Annotated in this window: 13 protein-coding genes; 9 read left to right on the top strand and 4 right to left on the bottom strand. The window is 73.6% G+C overall.

Annotated features, from left to right (window positions below; translation table 11 throughout):
* The first annotated feature begins 68 nt into the window (after positions 1-68).
* Positions 69-629, top strand: a complete 561-nt coding sequence (locus TNCT1_RS11000; protein WP_143630681.1) for a DUF1707 and FHA domain-containing protein — start codon at positions 69-71, stop codon at positions 627-629.
* Between the two features lie 87 nt (positions 630-716).
* A complete protein-coding gene (locus tag TNCT1_RS10995; RefSeq protein WP_143630680.1) occupies positions 717-1,133 on the top strand; it encodes an SSI family serine proteinase inhibitor in 417 nt (138 codons plus the stop codon).
* Positions 1,134-1,204: 71 nt separating this feature from the next.
* Here TNCT1_RS10995 and TNCT1_RS10990 read toward each other — a convergent pair whose 3' ends face one another.
* The 3 genes from TNCT1_RS10990 to glgX all read right to left on the bottom strand — a co-directional run bounded on the left by TNCT1_RS10990 (position 1,205) and on the right by glgX (position 7,191).
* Complete coding sequence (locus TNCT1_RS10990) at positions 1,205-2,455, bottom strand: M14 family zinc carboxypeptidase (RefSeq protein WP_143630679.1); 1,251 nt, start codon at positions 2,453-2,455, stop codon at positions 1,205-1,207.
* 112 nt (positions 2,456-2,567) lie between these two features.
* On the bottom strand, positions 2,568-4,937 hold the full coding sequence (treY, locus tag TNCT1_RS10985) for a malto-oligosyltrehalose synthase (RefSeq protein WP_143630678.1): 2,370 nt from the start codon (positions 4,935-4,937) through the stop codon (positions 2,568-2,570).
* Positions 4,938-5,031: 94 nt separating this feature from the next.
* Positions 5,032-7,191, bottom strand: a complete 2,160-nt coding sequence (glgX, locus tag TNCT1_RS10980; protein WP_143630677.1) for a glycogen debranching protein GlgX — start codon at positions 7,189-7,191, stop codon at positions 5,032-5,034.
* Positions 7,192-7,388: 197 nt separating this feature from the next.
* Here glgX and TNCT1_RS10975 point away from each other — a divergent pair, with 197 nt between their 5' ends.
* The 4 genes from TNCT1_RS10975 (at position 7,389) to TNCT1_RS10960 (ending at position 11,781) form a co-directional block, all read left to right on the top strand.
* On the top strand, positions 7,389-8,207 hold the full coding sequence (locus tag TNCT1_RS10975; protein WP_143630676.1) for a Tat pathway signal sequence domain protein: 819 nt from the start codon (positions 7,389-7,391) through the stop codon (positions 8,205-8,207).
* 57 nt (positions 8,208-8,264) lie between these two features.
* Entirely contained in the window at positions 8,265-9,608 is a 1,344-nt protein-coding gene (locus tag TNCT1_RS10970) for a copper amine oxidase (protein ID WP_143630675.1), read from the top strand.
* Between the two features lie 103 nt (positions 9,609-9,711).
* Entirely contained in the window at positions 9,712-10,953 is a 1,242-nt protein-coding gene (locus TNCT1_RS10965; RefSeq protein ID WP_143630847.1) for an SAV2148 family HEPN domain-containing protein, read from the top strand.
* Between the two features lie 102 nt (positions 10,954-11,055).
* Positions 11,056-11,781, top strand: a complete 726-nt coding sequence (locus tag TNCT1_RS10960) for a 3'-5' exonuclease (RefSeq protein WP_143630674.1) — start codon at positions 11,056-11,058, stop codon at positions 11,779-11,781.
* Between the two features lie 158 nt (positions 11,782-11,939).
* Here TNCT1_RS10960 and TNCT1_RS10955 read toward each other — a convergent pair whose 3' ends face one another.
* Positions 11,940-12,803, bottom strand: a complete 864-nt coding sequence (locus TNCT1_RS10955) for a phosphotransferase enzyme family protein (RefSeq protein WP_143630673.1) — start codon at positions 12,801-12,803, stop codon at positions 11,940-11,942.
* A gap of 158 nt (positions 12,804-12,961) precedes the next feature.
* Here TNCT1_RS10955 and TNCT1_RS10950 point away from each other — a divergent pair, with 158 nt between their 5' ends.
* From TNCT1_RS10950 to TNCT1_RS10940, 3 genes are read left to right on the top strand one after another with little or no spacing between them, the layout of a single operon-like run.
* The gene (locus tag TNCT1_RS10950; protein ID WP_143630672.1) at positions 12,962-13,876 is read left to right on the top strand and encodes a carbohydrate ABC transporter permease; all 915 of its coding nucleotides are present in this window, start codon (positions 12,962-12,964) and stop codon (positions 13,874-13,876) included.
* On the top strand, positions 13,873-14,709 hold the full coding sequence (locus TNCT1_RS10945) for a carbohydrate ABC transporter permease (RefSeq protein WP_143630671.1): 837 nt from the start codon (positions 13,873-13,875) through the stop codon (positions 14,707-14,709). The genes TNCT1_RS10950 and TNCT1_RS10945 overlap by 4 nt, the downstream gene beginning before the upstream one ends.
* Positions 14,709-16,007: an ABC transporter substrate-binding protein gene (locus TNCT1_RS10940; RefSeq protein WP_143630670.1), complete on the top strand. Its 1,299-nt coding sequence runs from the start codon at positions 14,709-14,711 to the stop codon at positions 16,005-16,007. The genes TNCT1_RS10945 and TNCT1_RS10940 overlap by 1 nt, the downstream gene beginning before the upstream one ends.
* Positions 16,008-16,045 lie beyond the last annotated feature (38 nt).

Raw genomic sequence — 16,045 nt, 5'->3', positions numbered from 1 at the left:
ACCCGTGCCCCGGCACCGTTTTCCCCGATTCTGGACACCGGGGGTTCACACCCCTGACAATCACCAGCGTGACGTCGTCCTTCGAGTTCCCCCTGCAACCCGCGCGGTTGTCCGACGCGGAGCGCGACAAGGCGCTGCGGGCGCTGCGGGACGGCGCCGCCATGGGCCGTCTCTCGCACGACACCTTCGTGCGCCGCATGGAACTGGCGCTCGCCGCCCGCGGCGCGGACGAACTCGCCGCCCTCACCGCCGACCTGCCCACCGAGAACCGCTTCTCGCGCGCGCTGTTCGGCACCGTCGAGGCCGTCTCCGGCTTCACCGTACGGCTGCGCCGGGCCTGGCAGGCCGAGCGGCTGCCCAAGCTGCTGCTGCCGCACCCGGCGGGCGGCCACCCGCTGCGCATCGGCCGCGATCCCGCCAACGGGCTGCGCCTGAACCACGACACCGTCTCCCGGGTGCACGCCGAGCTGCGCCACCAGGGCGGGGTGTGGATCCTCCGCGACCTCGGCTCCACCAACGGCACCACCGTCAACGGCCGCCGGGTGATCGGCGCCGTCGTGGTCCGCGTGGGCGACCAGGTCGCCTTCGGCCGGACCGCGTTCCGGCTGGCGGCGCACCGGGAGGCCTGACCGGCCCACGCCCGCGTCGTCCGCCCGCGCGGTTCCGTTCGGGTGAGCGGGGTGGGGAACACCGGCCGCCGTGCCGATGCACCGGACATGACCTACATCACCCGAGCGACCGCGGCGGCCGCCGCCGCCGTGCTGGCCGCCGCATGCCTCCTCGCCGCGGGACCGGCCCAGGCCGCCTCCCGCGCCACACCGTCCGGCGACTGGCTCCACCTCACCGTCACCCGCGGCGAGAGCCCCTCCGCCGAGTCCCACGGCACCCTGCTGCTGTGCGACCCGCCCCAGGGGCACCCGCACGCGGCCGACGCCTGCGCCGAACTGGCCGCCGCCGGCGGGGACATCGCGCGCATCCCGCAGAAGAACGTGTTCTGCCCGATGATCTTCGCCCCGGTGACCGCCCGGGCGCACGGGCAGTGGCAGGGGCGGCCCGTGCGGTTCCAGGAGACCTACACCAGCAAGTGCGTCATGAACGCGCGCACAGGTGCGGTCTTCGCCCTGGACGACTGACGGGGACCACAACCCGTCCGGTGGACCGCCGGGGCGCGGTCCGGCGCGCCCGCCCCCGCCCCGGTGGTGCCTCACCCGGTCCGCTCCCGGGCCTGCCGGGCCGCCACCAGAACCGTCCGCGACTGGTGCTCCACCTGATGCGCCAACGGCACCCAGCGGGCCTGGAAGCGCGCCGCGTAGGCCTCGCACCAGCAGGCGACGAGCCGCTCCAGGACGGGGGCCGCCCGGTCGTCCGTCTGCCGCAGCACCCGCAGCAGCATCGCCGCCGCCCGCAGCGGCAGCCGCCGCCCGAAGGCGTCCACACTGCCGACGTAGGCCATCGTCGTGCCGGCCGGCTGGGTCTGGACCCAGTCGGCCGCCAGCCCCGGCATCAGCTCCAGCACCCAGCGCGCGGCCCGCAGCAGCGGCCCGTCGGCGTCCCGCAGCCGGGGCAGCGCGTCCTCGAACACCCGCTCGATCTCCAGTGCGTCCCGCAGCAGCCGTGCCGCCAGCCGCCGCATCGCCGCGGCCGGCGCCGGGTGCGGCGCCGGGTCGCCCACCAGGTCGCTCGCCCACATCGGCACCTCCACCACGGCGGTCAGACCGCCGTAGCGGTGCGCGTGGTACCAGGTGCTGTGCCGGGCGTCGTCCGGCAGGCTCGGGTAGGCGACACCGCTCTCGGGGCCGGGCATCACATGCACCCCGGGCCCCGAGGCCGGCCAGCCCGCCGCGTCCGAGGCGCCCGTCTCCACTGGTATGTGCAGCTCGGCCGCCGACTTGGCGAACGGTTCGGCGAGCCCGGGCACGTCCCTCGTCAACTGCACCCAGCTGCCGCCCAGATCGGTGCCGTGCAGCGTCGCCTGGAGGTAGGGGCGCAGCTCGTCGATCACCCCGGTCAGGGCCCGCGTCTCGGGCGGCAGCCGGTCCGGCGGCAGCACCGCGGGCGACCACTCGGGCTGCTCGGCGCCGGTGGGCCGGTAGAAGCCCCGGTGGTAGTCGAGCAGGCTGCGCGGCGCCGGGGTCACGTGCAGACTGGCGCCGTCCGGGTCCGCGCACAGCAGGAAGTGCCAGGAGGTGTCCGCCCGCAACTCCGGCGCGGCCAGCACCCGTTCGGCCAGCGCCCGCAGGGTGCTGCCGCCGGTGGGCTCGTTGGCGTGGGCGCCCGCCACCACCAGCACCGCCCGGCGGGCGTGCCCCACCGACAGCAGGTGCAGGGGCCGGCCGGCCCGCGAGGCGCCCACCTGCCTGAGCGCGCACAGCCGGGGCTCCGCGGCGGCCAGCGCCCGTGCGGAGGCGACCAATTGGGGAACGCTGGGATAGCGCAGCTCCGGCAGGAGACTCACCCCCGACTTGTCCAACCGGCTTCGCCCTCCCAGTGCCGCACGGCTCGGGGGAACTGTCAAGAACATCGCCGGTGGCCGCACGGGGGCGCCCGGACGCCTCCACCCGAGGGCCTCAGCCCTCCCCGGAACGCTCCAGCAGGGCCACCGGGAACCGGTCGAGGAGGTCCGCCACGCGCGTGTCCCTGGTGAACTCCCGTCCCGGGTTCAGCGCGTCCGTCCACCGCCCGGGCGGCAGCTCCAGCCAGGTGTCCCGCCAGCCGCCCGACTCCGCCAGCCGCAGCGACAGCCGGGTCACCACCGTGACCACCTCACCCGAACGAGTGAACGCCAGGCAGTGCTCCGCCGCGGGCCCGTCCGCCGCCAGCGGGGCGTAGGACGCCGCCGTGCCGAACGCGCCGGGCCGGCGGGCGCGCAGCCGCAGCGCCGCCGCCGTCAGCGCGTCCTTCTCGCCCGGCACCGGCGGCGGGAACGGCGCCGGCCGCCGGTTGTCGGGGTCGACCAGCGCCCGGTACTCGCTCTCCGTGCCCTGGTACACGTCCGGCACCCCCGGCATCGTGAGCTGGACCAGCGCGGTGCCCAGGACGTTCGCCCGGATGTGCGGCTCCAGCGACTTGCGCAGAGCGGCCACCCGCTCGCCGGGCGGACCGCACGGGCCCGCCGTGAGGAAGGCGGCCACCGCCTCCTCGTACGACGGCTCCTGCTCGGTCCAGCTCGTGTACATCCCCGCCTCGCGGACGTGCTTGAGCAGCGCCTGCCGGACCCGTTCCTCCTCCGCCGGGCCGAGCCCGAACACGGTCTGCCAGGCCGCCCAGGCGAGCTGCCCGTCCGGGGCGCCCGCCTCGGCCCGGGACACCTCCGCGAGCACCTTCGCCCAGCGGTCCGGGCACTCGGTGAGCACGGCCAGCGCGGCGCGCACGTCCGCGCTGCGCTTGGTGTCGTGGGTGGTGACGACGGTGCCGGTGGCGGGCCAGTCGCGTTGCACGCGCGCGCAGTACGCGTGGAAGTCGTCCGGGTACACCCCGGGCGAGCCCGGGTCGCCGCCCACCTCGGCCGCCGACAGCAGCGGCACGTAGCGGTAGAACGCGGTGTCCTCCACGGCCTTGGCGCGCAGTGCCGAGGCGGTCTGGGCGAACCGGGCGCAGAACTCGGCCCGGCCGGCGTGGTCCGGCGCCGAGGCGTCGCCCGGCTCCCCGACGAGCAGCCGCCGCACGATGCCGACCGCGTCCGCCTCCTCAGGCACCACGAAGGCGAGCCGGGCCTCCTCGGCGGCCTGCTCGGTGATGACGGCGGCGGCGTCCTCGCAGCCGTAGGGCCGGTAGACCCGCATCCGCACCAGCAGCTCCTCCACGGCCGTGCGCAGCGCCCACGGCGCACGGTCGCGCAGCGACGGGTCCGGCGAGGCGGCGCACAGCCGGGCGGCCACCCGGGTGAGCCGGTCGGTCTCGGTGGCCAGCTCGTGCGTGAGCACCTTGTAGGCGGCGCGCCGGACGGTGGCGTCCCAGTTGCCGCCCCGGTCGGTCTGCGGCGCCGCGAACGCCCGGTAGCGCCCGAGCAGCTCGTAGGCCCCGGTACGGTCGGTGAACAGGCCGTCGACGTGACGCAGGGCGTCGTAGCCCGTGGTGCCCGCCACCGGCCAGTCGGCGGGCAGCTGCTCACCGTCGGCGAGGATCTTCTCCACGACGGTCCAGCGCCCGCCGGTCGCCTCGTGCAGCCGCCGCAGATAGCCGCCCGGGTCCGCGAGCCCGTCGGGGTGGTCGACGCGCAGCCCGTCGACCACGCCCTCGTGGAGCAGCTGGAGGATCTTGGCGTGGGTGGCGCCGAACACCTCCGGGTCCTCCACGCGCACTCCGATCAGCTCGGAGATGCTGAAGAAGCGCCGGTAGTTCAGCTCGGTGCGGGCCAGGCGCCACCACACCGGGCGGTACCACTGCGCGTCCAGCAGCCGGGGCAGCGGGAGATGCGCGGTGCCCTCGCGCAGCGGGAAGACGTGGTCGTGGTAGCGCAGCACGTCCCCGTCGACCACCAGCCGGTCCAGCTCGGAGCCGACCGGGCCGCCGAGCACCGGCAGCAGCACCCGGCCGCCCTGCGCCTCCCAGTCGATGTCGAACCAGCGCGCGTACGGCGATTCGGGCCCCTCGCGCAGCACCTCCCACAGGGCCCGGTTGTACCGGGGCGCCATGGCCATGTGGTTCGGGACGATGTCGAGCACCAGGCCGAGGCCGTGCTCCCGCGCGGTCCGCGCCAGCGCGCGCAGTCCGTCCTCGCCGCCCAGCTCCTCGCGCACCCGCGTGTGGTCCACCACGTCGTAGCCGTGCGTGGACCCCGGGACGGATTCGAGGACGGGGGACAGGTGCAGGTGCGAGACGCCCAGCGACGCCAGGTAGGGGACCGCCGCGGCGGCGGCGGCGAACGGGAACGAGGGCTGGAGTTGCAGGCGGTAGGTGGCGGTGGGTACCTCGGGTCCGGGGCGCGCAGCAGTCATGGAACCCTACGTACCCAGCGCACCGGATTTCGTGTCATCCCCTCCGCACGCGGGGGGCGCACGCCGGAGCGCGCACGCCCCCCGCGGGGCCGGCCTAGGCGGGCCGCTGCAGCACGGTCAGGCTGCGGTCCGGCAGGGTGATGCGGTCGCCGGCCGCCACCTTCGGGCCCGTGCCCGGCGGCACCCCGTCCGGGCGGGCCGTGTCGACGACCACCTGCCACTGCCGGCCGTGGTCGACCGGCACCTGGAAGTCCAGCGGCCCGGGGGAGGCGTTGAACATCAGCAGGAAGGAGTCGTCGGCGATCCGCTCCCCGCGCGGACCGGGCTCGGAGATGGCGTTGCCGTTGAGGAACACGGTCAGCGCGGACGCCGGCGCCGAGTCCCAGTCCTGCTGCGTCATCTCGCTGCCCTCGGGGGTGAACCAGGCGATGTCGGACAGCTCGTCGTGGGTGGTGCCCTCCACCGGACGCCCGTGGAAGAAGCGCCGCCGCCGGAAGACCGGGTGGTCCCGGCGCAGCCACACCATCGCGCGGACGAACTCCAGCAGGTCCCCCTCCGGGGACACCTCCTGCGACGGGTCCCCTTCCGGCGGCTCCCCGTCCGGGACCTGCGGCCACCGGACCCAGGAGACCTCGTTGTCCTGGCAGTAGGCGTTGTTGTTGCCGCCCTGCGTGCGGGCGAACTCGTCCCCGTGGCTGATCATCGGCACACCCTGGGACAGCATCAGGGTGGCGAAGAAGTTCCGCATCTGCCGGGCGCGCAGGCCCAGCACCTCCGGGTCCTCGGTCTCGCCCTCCGCCCCGCAGTTCCAGGACCGGTTGTGGCTCTCGCCGTCGCGGTTCTCCTCCCCGTTGGCCTCGTTGTGCTTGTCGTTGTAGGCGACGAGGTCGTGCAGGGTGAACCCGTCGTGGCAGGTGACGAAGTTGATCGAGGCGAGCGGCCGGCGGCCGTCGTCCTGGTAGAGGTCGGAGGAGCCGGTCAGCCGGGAGGCGAACTCCGCGAGCGCCCGCGGCTCACCCCGCCACAGGTCGCGGACCGTGTCGCGGTACTTGCCGTTCCACTCGGTCCACAGCGGCGGGAAGTTGCCCACCTGGTAGCCGCCCTCGCCCACGTCCCACGGCTCGGCGATCAGCTTCACCTGGGAGACCACCGGGTCCTGCTGCACCAGGTCGAAGAACGACGACAGCCGGTCCACCTCGTGGAACTGCCGGGCCAGGGTCGCGGCCAGGTCGAAGCGGAAGCCGTCCACGTGCATCTCGGTGACCCAGTACCGCAGCGAGTCCATGATGAGCTGGAGCACGTGCGGGGACCGCATGAGCAGCGAGTTCCCGGTGCCCGTGGTGTCCATGTAGTAGCGCGGGTCGTCGGTGAGCCGGTAGTACGAGGGGTTGTCGATGCCCTTGAAGGACAGCGTCGGGCCCAGGTGGTTGCCCTCGGCCGTGTGGTTGTAGACGACGTCCAGAATCACCTCGATCCCGGCCTCGTGCAGCGCCCGAACGGCCGACTTGAACTCGAGCACCTGCTGGCCCCGGTCGCCCCAGGACGCGTACGCGTTGTGCGGGGCGAAGAAGCCGATGGTGTTGTAGCCCCAGTAGTTGTTCAGTCCCATGTCGACCAGCCGGTGGTCGTTCACGAACTGGTGCACGGGCATCAGTTCGAGCGCCGTCACGCCCAGCTTGGTCAGGTGCTCGATGATCGCGGGGTGCGCCAGTGCCGCGTACGTGCCCCGCAGTTCCTCCGGGAGTCCGGGGTGGGTCATCGTCAGGCCCTTCACATGGGCCTCGTAGATCACCGTGCGGTGGTAGTCGGTGTGCGGCGGCCGGTCGTCGCCCCAGTCGAAGTAGGGGTTGATCACCACCGAGGTCATGGTGTGCGGCGCCGAGTCCAGGTCGTTGCGCCGGTCCGGGGCGCCGAAGTGGTAGCCGTACACCTCCTCGCCCCACGACACCGACCCGCTGACCGCCTTCGCGTACGGGTCGAGCAGCAGCTTCGCCGAGTTGCAGCGCAGCCCGCGCGCGGGGTCGTACGGGCCGTGCATCCGGAACCCGTACCGCTGCCCCGGCATCACCCCCGGCACGTACGCGTGCCGCACGAAAGCGTCGCTCTCGCGCAGTTCCACCGCCGTCTCCGAGCCGTCGTCGTGCAGCAGACACAGCTCTACTCGGTGCGCGGCCTCCGTGAAGACCGCGAAATTGGTTCCGGCGCCGTCGTACGTGGCGCCGAGCGGATACGCCTCTCCAGGCCAGACCTGCATGACCACGACTCTTCCAGGTGTGCGGCCCCGCTGGGGGGCGCGATGGCTTCGAGTCTCCCCGAAAGTGAGGGAACCTCCCGAGACTTACTGCCCTCTTACCGGCCGACCAGTGCATACGGCGACTCGTGTACCCGCCGTGTGCCGAATCAGTGGGGATACACGTACCCCCGGGGATCTTGGGGGAGCAGGGGGAGGATGTGCGCGAGACAGTGCACCGGCACCTGGGCAAGGTCGTGGCCGGCGCGGCGCTGGCCGTGGCCGGGACCGCGGTGATGGTGGGGGTCACCCTGCCCGGCACGGCGGGAGCCGGCGAAACGGGCGGGAGCGAGGGCGGCGGCGGCACGCAGGCCGCCCGGCAGGAGGGGCGGGGACCGGGCGAGGTCCCGCCGGGCGTCGTGCGGCAGGCGCCGGCCGAGGGGAAGAAGGGCACGGGCCGCGACCCGCTGACCGACGACGAGATCCGGCGCGTCGAGAGCATCGCCCTGAGCGGACGGACGCTCGGCGCCGGCGAGAACGTGGACGGGCACCCGGGTCCGCAGCGCCTGAGCGTCGACCTGGCCGATCCGGAGACGGACGAACTCGACGACCCGGGAGCGCCGCGCCGGGCCGACGTGAGCTTCTACGACTACCGGAGCGATGCGCTCATCACCAGGACGGTCGACCTGGCGACCGGCAAGGTCGTCGCCACCGTCACCAGCAAGGGAGTCCAGCCGCCGCTGAGCCGGGCGGAGAACGCCGAGGCGGCCCGGCTGCTGATCGCCGACCCGCTGGGCGCGGGCCTCAAGGCGGACTACCGGGACGCCACCGGCCACGAGCTGACCTCCCCGGACCAGTTGCAGCTCAACGGCGCCGTCTACCGCGCCACTCCGGGCGGGCAGCCGGCCGTGCTCGGCAAGTGCGGTGAACACCGCTGCGTGCGGTTGTTCCCCAAGGTCAAGAACGGCCCCTGGATCGACGCCAGGTGGCTGGTCGTCGACCTCAGCGCCCGCAAGGTGGGCCGGCTCGAACGCCACTGAGCCCCGCCCCCGTCCACTTCGTCCGAACCGCATCTCCTGCGAGGGAGCAACTTCGTCATGCGTGTACACAGTTCGACCGGCGGCCACGGGCCGCGGGTGACCAGCCATGCCCGCACGCGGGCGGCCGTCGGCCTCACCGTGGCCGCGCTGGCCGCCGGCGTGGCGGCCGGGGCCGGCCCGGCCGCCGCCCGGCCGCAGGCCGCCCCGGCAGCCGCCGCCGACTGCAGCCCCGCCTACCGGATCGAGCAGAAGCTCTCCAGCGGCACCACCTGGCGGATGTGCTGGCGCTACGACAGCAAGGCCGGGCTGGTCCTGGAGAACGTCTCCTACCAGCCCAAGGGCGAGCCGAAGCCGATCAAGGTGCTCAACAGCGCCCGCCTCGCCCAGATCGACGTCCCCTACGACGACGGCAGCGTCGAGTACGACGACCTGACGGGCTTCGGCTTCGCCCAGGGCCTGGTGAACCTGGCGCCCGGCGAGTGCCCCGGCGGCACCATCACCACCGTCCGGGTGCCCGACTCCTGGGACCCGGACCACCCGGACGTCAAGGGCCTGTGCACCACCACGCGTTCGCGCGGCCACGCCTACCGCATGCAGGGCGACACGGCCAACAAGGTCTTCCAGGCGCAGGGCAAGGACCTGCTCGTCTACACGGTCAACCAGGTCGGCTGGTACGAGTACATGACCGAGTGGCGCTTCCAGGACGACGGCACCGTCAACATGAACGTCGGCGCCACCGGCAGCCTCTCCTACGAGGACTACGACGCCGGCGACGGCCGCGGCTGGCCCATCGGCAAGGGCGCCAAGGCCTACGCCACCAGCCACAGCCACAACGTGTTCTGGCGGCTGGACTTCGGCCTCGACGGCTCCTCGAAGACGAAGGTCGAGCAGTACGACTCGGCCGTCACCCCGGCCGCCCCCGGCCGGCAGGCGCCCACCGCCAAGACCACCCGCACCAAGATCACCAAGGAGCTCGCGGGCGACGCCAAGACCTACCGCTGGTGGCGGGTGGTCAGCGCGTCCGGCAAGAACAAGGACGGGCACGCGCGCTCCTACGAGATCGTCCCCGGCCCCACCACGAGGTACCCGGGCCGCAGCTTCACCAAGCACGACGTGTACTTCACCCAGTACGACAAGTGCGAGCGGTTCGCCAGCAACAACCCCGGCTGTGCGAGCGGTCATCCGAAGTCCGTGGACAAGTGGGTCAACGGGCAGACCCTCACTCACCCGGTGGTCTGGATGAACGTCGGCTTCCACCACATAGCCCGGGACGAGGACCAGCAGCCCATGCCGGTCCACTGGCAGGGTTTCGCCATCGCCCCACGTGATGTGACGGCTATGAATCCGCTCACGCCGGACGAGCTGGCATGGCAGAACGGCCACTGGCGTCCGCGTAGTTGAGAAACCGACCTGTCCATCCGGCTGCATCGCCGACCGCTCCCGGAGTACCCTTCCTTGATCGTTGACGTGGGGAAGGCCCGGGGTGGCGGAAGGCGGTGCGCGGGTGGGCGCGGGAGGGCTGGAGCTGCCCCCTGGTGGCGAGGGTCACGAGGGGAACTCCACGGACGTCCCGCCCGGCGCGGTGTCCCTGGCCCGCCCGATGGACGCCACGGGGTCCATCGGGCCGGAGCTGGACTGGGACGCCGACGCCTGGCTCGAGGTGCGCGTCCGCGCCCAGCGGGCGGGCCGGGCCTACATCTGGCTGAACCTGGTCGAGCAGCGGCTGCGCGCGGTGGTGGCCGCCGTGCTGCGGCCCGTGTACGAACCCGTCCACGGCGACGACTGGGTGGTGGCCGCGGCCGGCCCCGCCGGGCAGGAGTGGGTGCAGCGGGCGGTCGCCGTCCGCGAGGTCAGCCGCCGCAAGGGCTACCTGCTCGACCCGGCCGACGACAACGTGCTCAGCTTCCTCACGCTGCCCCAGCTGCGCGAGCTGATGGTGCAGCACTGGCCGTGCTTCGAGCCGTACTTCGACGAGCGCCGGGACGTCGAACTCGCCCTGGACGAACTCGAGGTGACCCGCAACGTCGTCTCCCGCAACCGGGCCCTGTCCGCGGCGGTGCTGGGCCAGGCCGAGCGGGCCTCGGCCCGGCTGCTGGAGATGCTCGGCGCGGGCGGTGACGTGCCCTCCGCGCGCCGGCTGCCGGTCGACGCGGTGGAGGACCTGGTCGGCGACCGGTACGCGGACGTGGTCGCCGTCCACCCCGACCGGGTGCGGCTGATGCGGCAGTTCCCGGCCGAGGACCTGTTCGGGGGCGCCCGCCGGCTCGACGCCATCGGCATAGGGCTCAACCTGCTGGTGCAGAACTTCTCCGGCCGCCGGCTGGTCCGGCTCGCCGAGTCCGGCTGCCGGGTGCGGCTGCTCTTCCTCAACCCGGCCTCCAGCGCGGTCAAGCGCCGGGAGCGCGAACTCGGGATGAAACGGGGCGAACTGAGCCGGTCCGTCGAGATGAACATCCTGCACATGCGCCGGGTGCGGTCCCGGCTGCGCGACCCGGGCGCCTTCGAGATCCAGGTCTACGACGAGACGCCCCGCTTCACCGCCTACCTGGTGGACGGCGACGGCGCGGACGGCATCGGCGTGGTGCAGTCCTATCTGCGCGGGGCTCGCGGGATGGAGTCGCCGGTGCTGGTGCTGCGGGGCGGCAGCAAGGTGCTCAAGTCGGACGACGCCGACGATGCCGGAATCTTCCCGACATACCGCGAGGAGTTCGAGCTGTCCTGGGCGGATTCGCGCCCGGTGTCCTGAACTGTCCACGCGGGCAAGCGGAACGCGGTCACCGGGTTGTCAGTGCCGCGTGCGATGGTGGGAGCCACTGGGGGAAAGCACCACCAAGAAGGGGGGCCGCCCATGGGCTGGCACCGGGAGCTGCTGATCGGCTTCGACCTGGAAACCACCGGCACGGACCCGCACGAGGCGCGCATCGTCACCGGCGCGGTCATCGAGGTGAGGGCCGGCGAGCCGATGGGCCGCCGGGAGTGGCTGGCGGATCCGGGCGTGGAGATACCGGCCGACGCGGTCGCCGTGCACGGCATCAGCAACGAACGCGCCACTGCCGAGGGCAGCCCGGCCGACCGGGTGGCCGACGCCATGGCGGACGTGCTGGTGTCCTACTGGCGCGGCGGCGTCCCGGTGGTCGCCTACAACGCGGCCTTCGACCTCACCCTGCTCTCCGCCGAACTGCGCCGCCACGGTCTGCCGTCGCTCTCGGACCGCCTCGGGGGCGCGGCCCCCGGCCCGGTGATCGACCCCTACACGATCGACCGCCGGGCCGACCGCTACCGCCGCGGCAAGCGGAACCTGGAGGCGGTCTGCGCGGAGTACGGCATAGTCCTCGACGCGGCCCACGACGCCTGCGCCGACGCCCTCGCCGCGGCCCGCCTCGCCTCCGCGATAGCCGACCGCCACCCCAAGATCGCCGGCCTCGGCGCGGCGGAGCTGCACACCCGTCAGATCGAGTGGTACGCCGAGTGGGCGGCGGACTTCCAGTCCTTCCTGCGCCGCAAGGGCGATGAGACGGCGGTCGTCGACGGCACCTGGCCCATCCGCCCGGTCCCGGACAACGCCCGGGCGTGACCGCGGCCGGCCGGGCCCGCCCGGCCGTCGACGCCCCCGGCCCGCTGGTGGGGGAGGCGCCCCGTGAGCGCCGGGCCGCCGCGATCCCGTGACGCACCACCGGCGCGGGGCCCCGGCACAGGGCGCCGGCACAGGGCGCCGGCACGACACCCGCTCCCTCAGAACGGATACCACCGCACAGCCTCGTCCCCGTCCCGCAGGGACCCGACCCGCCGCCGGAACTCGGCCAGCGCCTTCGGATTGCCGGGCGCGTGCTGAGCCACCCACGCGCAGCTCGCCGTCTCCCGGGCCCCCCGCAGCACCGAGCACCCCTCCCACTCCCGCACATCCCATCCGTACTCCGAGACGAAGGAGTCGTACGCCTCCGCGGGCAGCCCGTAGCGGTCCCGGGACAGGGCCATCACCACCAGGTCGTGCTCGCGCAGGTCCGAGGAGAAGGTCTCCAGGTCCACCAGCACCGGCCCGTCGGGTCCCACGTGCACATTGCGCGGCAGCGCGTCCCCGTGGATCGGCCCGGGCGTCAGACGGGGCGTCAGCGCGGCGGCGGCGGCCGCGAACCCGTCCCGGCGCTCGCGCAGGTACGCGGCGTCCTCCGGGTCGACCGCCTCGCCCGCGAGCCGCAGCCAGCGCTCCACACCGCCCAGCAGTTCCCGGGGCGGCAGCGCGAAGCCGGGCGCGTCGAGCTCGTGCACGGTCCGCAGCAGCCGGGCCAGGTCACGGGGCGCGGCCGGCCGCACGGCATCGGGCAGCCGGTGCCACACCGTCACCGGGTGCCCCTCCACCAGCAGCGGCTCCGGCTCGGCCGCCCGCACCGCGGGCACGTCCGCCCCGGCCAGCCAGGCGGCGATGGCCAGCTCGCGCCGGGCCCGGTCCAGCAGCTCGGCGTCCCGGCCCACCTTGACCACCAGCTCACCGGCGGCGAACACCGCGTTCTCGCCGAGGGCGAGGAGCCGCGCGTCCCCGGCCGGGACCGGCAGGACCTTCGCCGCGCCCAGTACGTCCCGCGCCCGTGCCTCGTCCATCGTCCGCCTCCGTGCCCTCTCCGTACCGTCCTGACCGCCGTGGCCTCCGGCCAGTCTCCCATTCGCACAGGTCGGGGCCGCTGCGCGGTCCCTTGACGACGGCGAGCGGCTTTACGAACATGAACACGCCAAGGTGGGCGGGCGAAGGAGCTGGTCGCATGACGGCAGTGGCCGGAGCACGGCGGCCGGCCGCTCGCGCCTCCGCTCGCGGCCACGGCGCCTGGTTCCTGGTCCTGCCCGCCCTGATCCCCATCCTCCTGCTGAGCGTGGGCCCGCTGCTCTACGGCATCGTGCTGGCCTTCACCGACGCCCAGTCCGGCCGGACGACGGCCACCGCCTGGATCGGCGCGCTCAACTTCCGCGACCTGCTGCACGACACGCTGTTCTGGGAGTCGTTCCGGATCGGGCTGGTGTGGGCGGCCGGGGTGACCGTGCCGCAGTTCCTGCTGGCGCTCGGCCTCGCCCTCCTGCTCGACCGGGACCTGCGGCTCGGCCGCTTCGCCCGCGCTCTGGCGATCGTCCCGTGGGCCATGCCCGAGGTCGTGGTCGGCATCATGTGGCGGCTGGTCTACAGCCCCGACGCCGGCATCCTCAACGAGACCCTGCGCGACCTCGGCCTGGGCGAGGGCCAGGACTGGCTGAGCGGCCTGGCCACCGCGCTGCCCGCGGTCGTCGTCGTCGGCGTGTGGGCGGGCATGCCGCAGACCACCGTGGCCCTGCTCGCCGGCCTGCAGAACACCCCGCGCGAACTGCACGAGGCCGCCGCGGTGGACGGCGCCGGCGCCTGGCGCCGGTTCCGCGCGGTCACCTGGCCCGCCCTGAGACCGGTGGCCCTCTCTATCACCGCGCTCAACCTCATCTGGAACGTCAACTCCTTCGCCCTGGTGTACGTGCTCACCAGCGGCGGACCCGGCGGAAAGACCCGGCTGCCCATGCTGTTCGCCTACGAGGAGGCCTTCCGCTACGGCCAGTTCGGCTACGCGGCGGCCATGGGATGCGTGCTGGTCGCGGTCGTCTCCGTCCTGCTGGCGGTGTTCCTCGTGGGCCGGCTGCGGGGAGGTGAGGACGCATGAGGAGGACCCGGCCCGCGGCCCGCGCCGGCCAGTACGCGGCCCTGCTCGCCTATCTCGTCTTCCTCGCGTTCCCGCTGCTGTGGCTGCTGTCCACCGCCTTCAAGCCGCCCCGCGAGCTGGGCAGCCTCCACCCCACCTGGATCCCGCGCCACCCGACCCTCGCCAACTTCCGGCAGGCCTTCGATGAGCAGCCGCTGGCGCACGCCGCGCTGAACTCCCTGCTGGTGGCGCTCGGGTCCGCCGTCGTCGCCGTACTGATCGCCACCCCGATGGCGTACGTCATGGCGCGGCACCGCTCGGCGCTGTCCCGGGCGGCCACCGCATGGGTGGTGGTCAGCCAGGCGTTCCCGTTCGTGCTGGTGATCATCCCGTTGTTCCTGCTGCTGAAGCACTTGCGGCTGATCGACTCCCTGGTGGGGCTGGTGCTGGTGTACGTGGTGTGGGCGCTGCCGTTCGCGCTGTGGATGCTCGCCGGGCACGTCCGGGCGGTGCCGGCCGAGCTGGAGGAGGCGGCGGCCGTGGACGGCGCGGGCCGGCTGCGGACGCTGGTCTCGGTGACCGCGCCGCTGCTGGCCCCGGGGATCGCGGCGACGGCCCTGTTCGCTTTCGTCACCGCGTGGAACGAGTTCTTCTTCGCGCTGGTCCTGCTGAAGAGCCCCGGCAGACAGACCCTCCCGGTCGTGCTCACCCACTTCATCGGCGCCGAGGGAGTCGCCGACCTCGGCCCGCTGGCCGCCGCCGCGTTCCTGGCCACGCTGCCCTCCCTGCTCGTCTTCGCCCTCGTCCAGCGCCGGATCACGGGCGGCCTGCTCGAAGGGGCGGTGAAGAGCTGATGCGGCACCCGCGCGGAACCGGCCTCGGGGCGGTCGCGGCACTGACCGTCCTGCTGCTCCTCCTCGCGGGCTGCGCCCCGTCGCGGAGCGGGCGCGGCGGGCCCGTCACCCTGCGCTTCCAGTCCCTGGCCTGGCAGCAGGAGTCGGTGGCCGTCAACAAGGAACTGGTCGCGGAGTGGAACGCCGCCCATCCGGACGTCAGGGTCGAGTACGTGCAGGGAAGCTGGGACAGCGTGCACGACCAGCTGCTCACCTCCTTCGAGGGCGGCGAGGCCCCTGACGTCATCCACGACGCCTCCGACGACCTGGCCGACTTCGCCTACGGCGGCTACCTCGCCGACCTCACCGGACTGCTGCCGGCCCGGCTCCAGTCGGACATCCCGCGGCGCAGTTGGCGGGCGGCCGCCTTCGGGGACGGCGTCTACGGGGTGCCGTTCCTCCAGGAACCCCGGGTGCTGATCGCCAACCGCGCCTGGCTGCGCTCGGCGGGCGTGCGCATACCGACCGCCGGGCGCCCGTGGAGCTGGGCCGAGTTCCGGCGGATCACCGAGCGCCTCAGCGGTCCCGGCAGGTACGGCGTGGCCTGGCCGCTGAAGGAACCCGTCTCCGCCACGCTGAACCTGTCCCTGTCGGCGGGCGGCCGGCTCTTCCACCGGGGCGCCGACGGCAAGGTGACGGTACGGTTCGGCGCCGGTGACGCGGTCGTGCCGCGCACGGTCCACGACCAGGTCGCCACCGACCGCAGCGCCCCCGCCTCGACGCTGGGCAGCGGCGGCTCGGACACCCTGCCCGGCTTCTTCGGCGGCCGGTACGCGATGGTCCCGCTGGGCTTCTCCTACCGTCAGCAGATCGCCCAGCAGGCGCCGAAGGGCTTCGACTGGCAGGTGCTGCCCGCCCCCGCGGGCGCCGGGGGACTCACCCAGGGCGTCAGCCCGCAGACCCTGTCCGTCGCCGCGGACTGCCCGCACAAACGGGAGGCCGCCGAGTTCATCGGCTTCCTGCTCCGCCCCCGGAACATGGTCCGCCTCGCCCTCGGCGACTGGATGCTGCCCACCGGCACCGAGGCACTGAAGGACCCCGCGCTGCACACCGCCGATAACGGCTGGGCCACCGGCACCGCGCTCGCGGCCCACCTCCGCCCCGCCCCCGCCCAGTCCGTGCGCGGCTACCCGGAGTGGAAGGACAAGGTCGCCACCCCCGCCTTCCAGGAGTACTACAGCGGCTCGATCGGCCTGGCCGGCCTGCGGGAACGCCTGGAGCGTGACGGCAACCTGGTGCTGGCCCGCTACCAGCGCTGAACCGGCCGCCGTAATCCGTTTGAACGAGACGTCTCGTC

It is taken from the genome of Streptomyces sp. 1-11, from assembly GCF_007176755.1.
GTDB lineage: Bacteria > Actinomycetota > Actinomycetes > Streptomycetales > Streptomycetaceae > Streptomyces.
The sequence above is the reverse complement of the archived record's forward strand: the minus strand, read 5'-3'. Positions and strand labels throughout refer to the sequence as shown.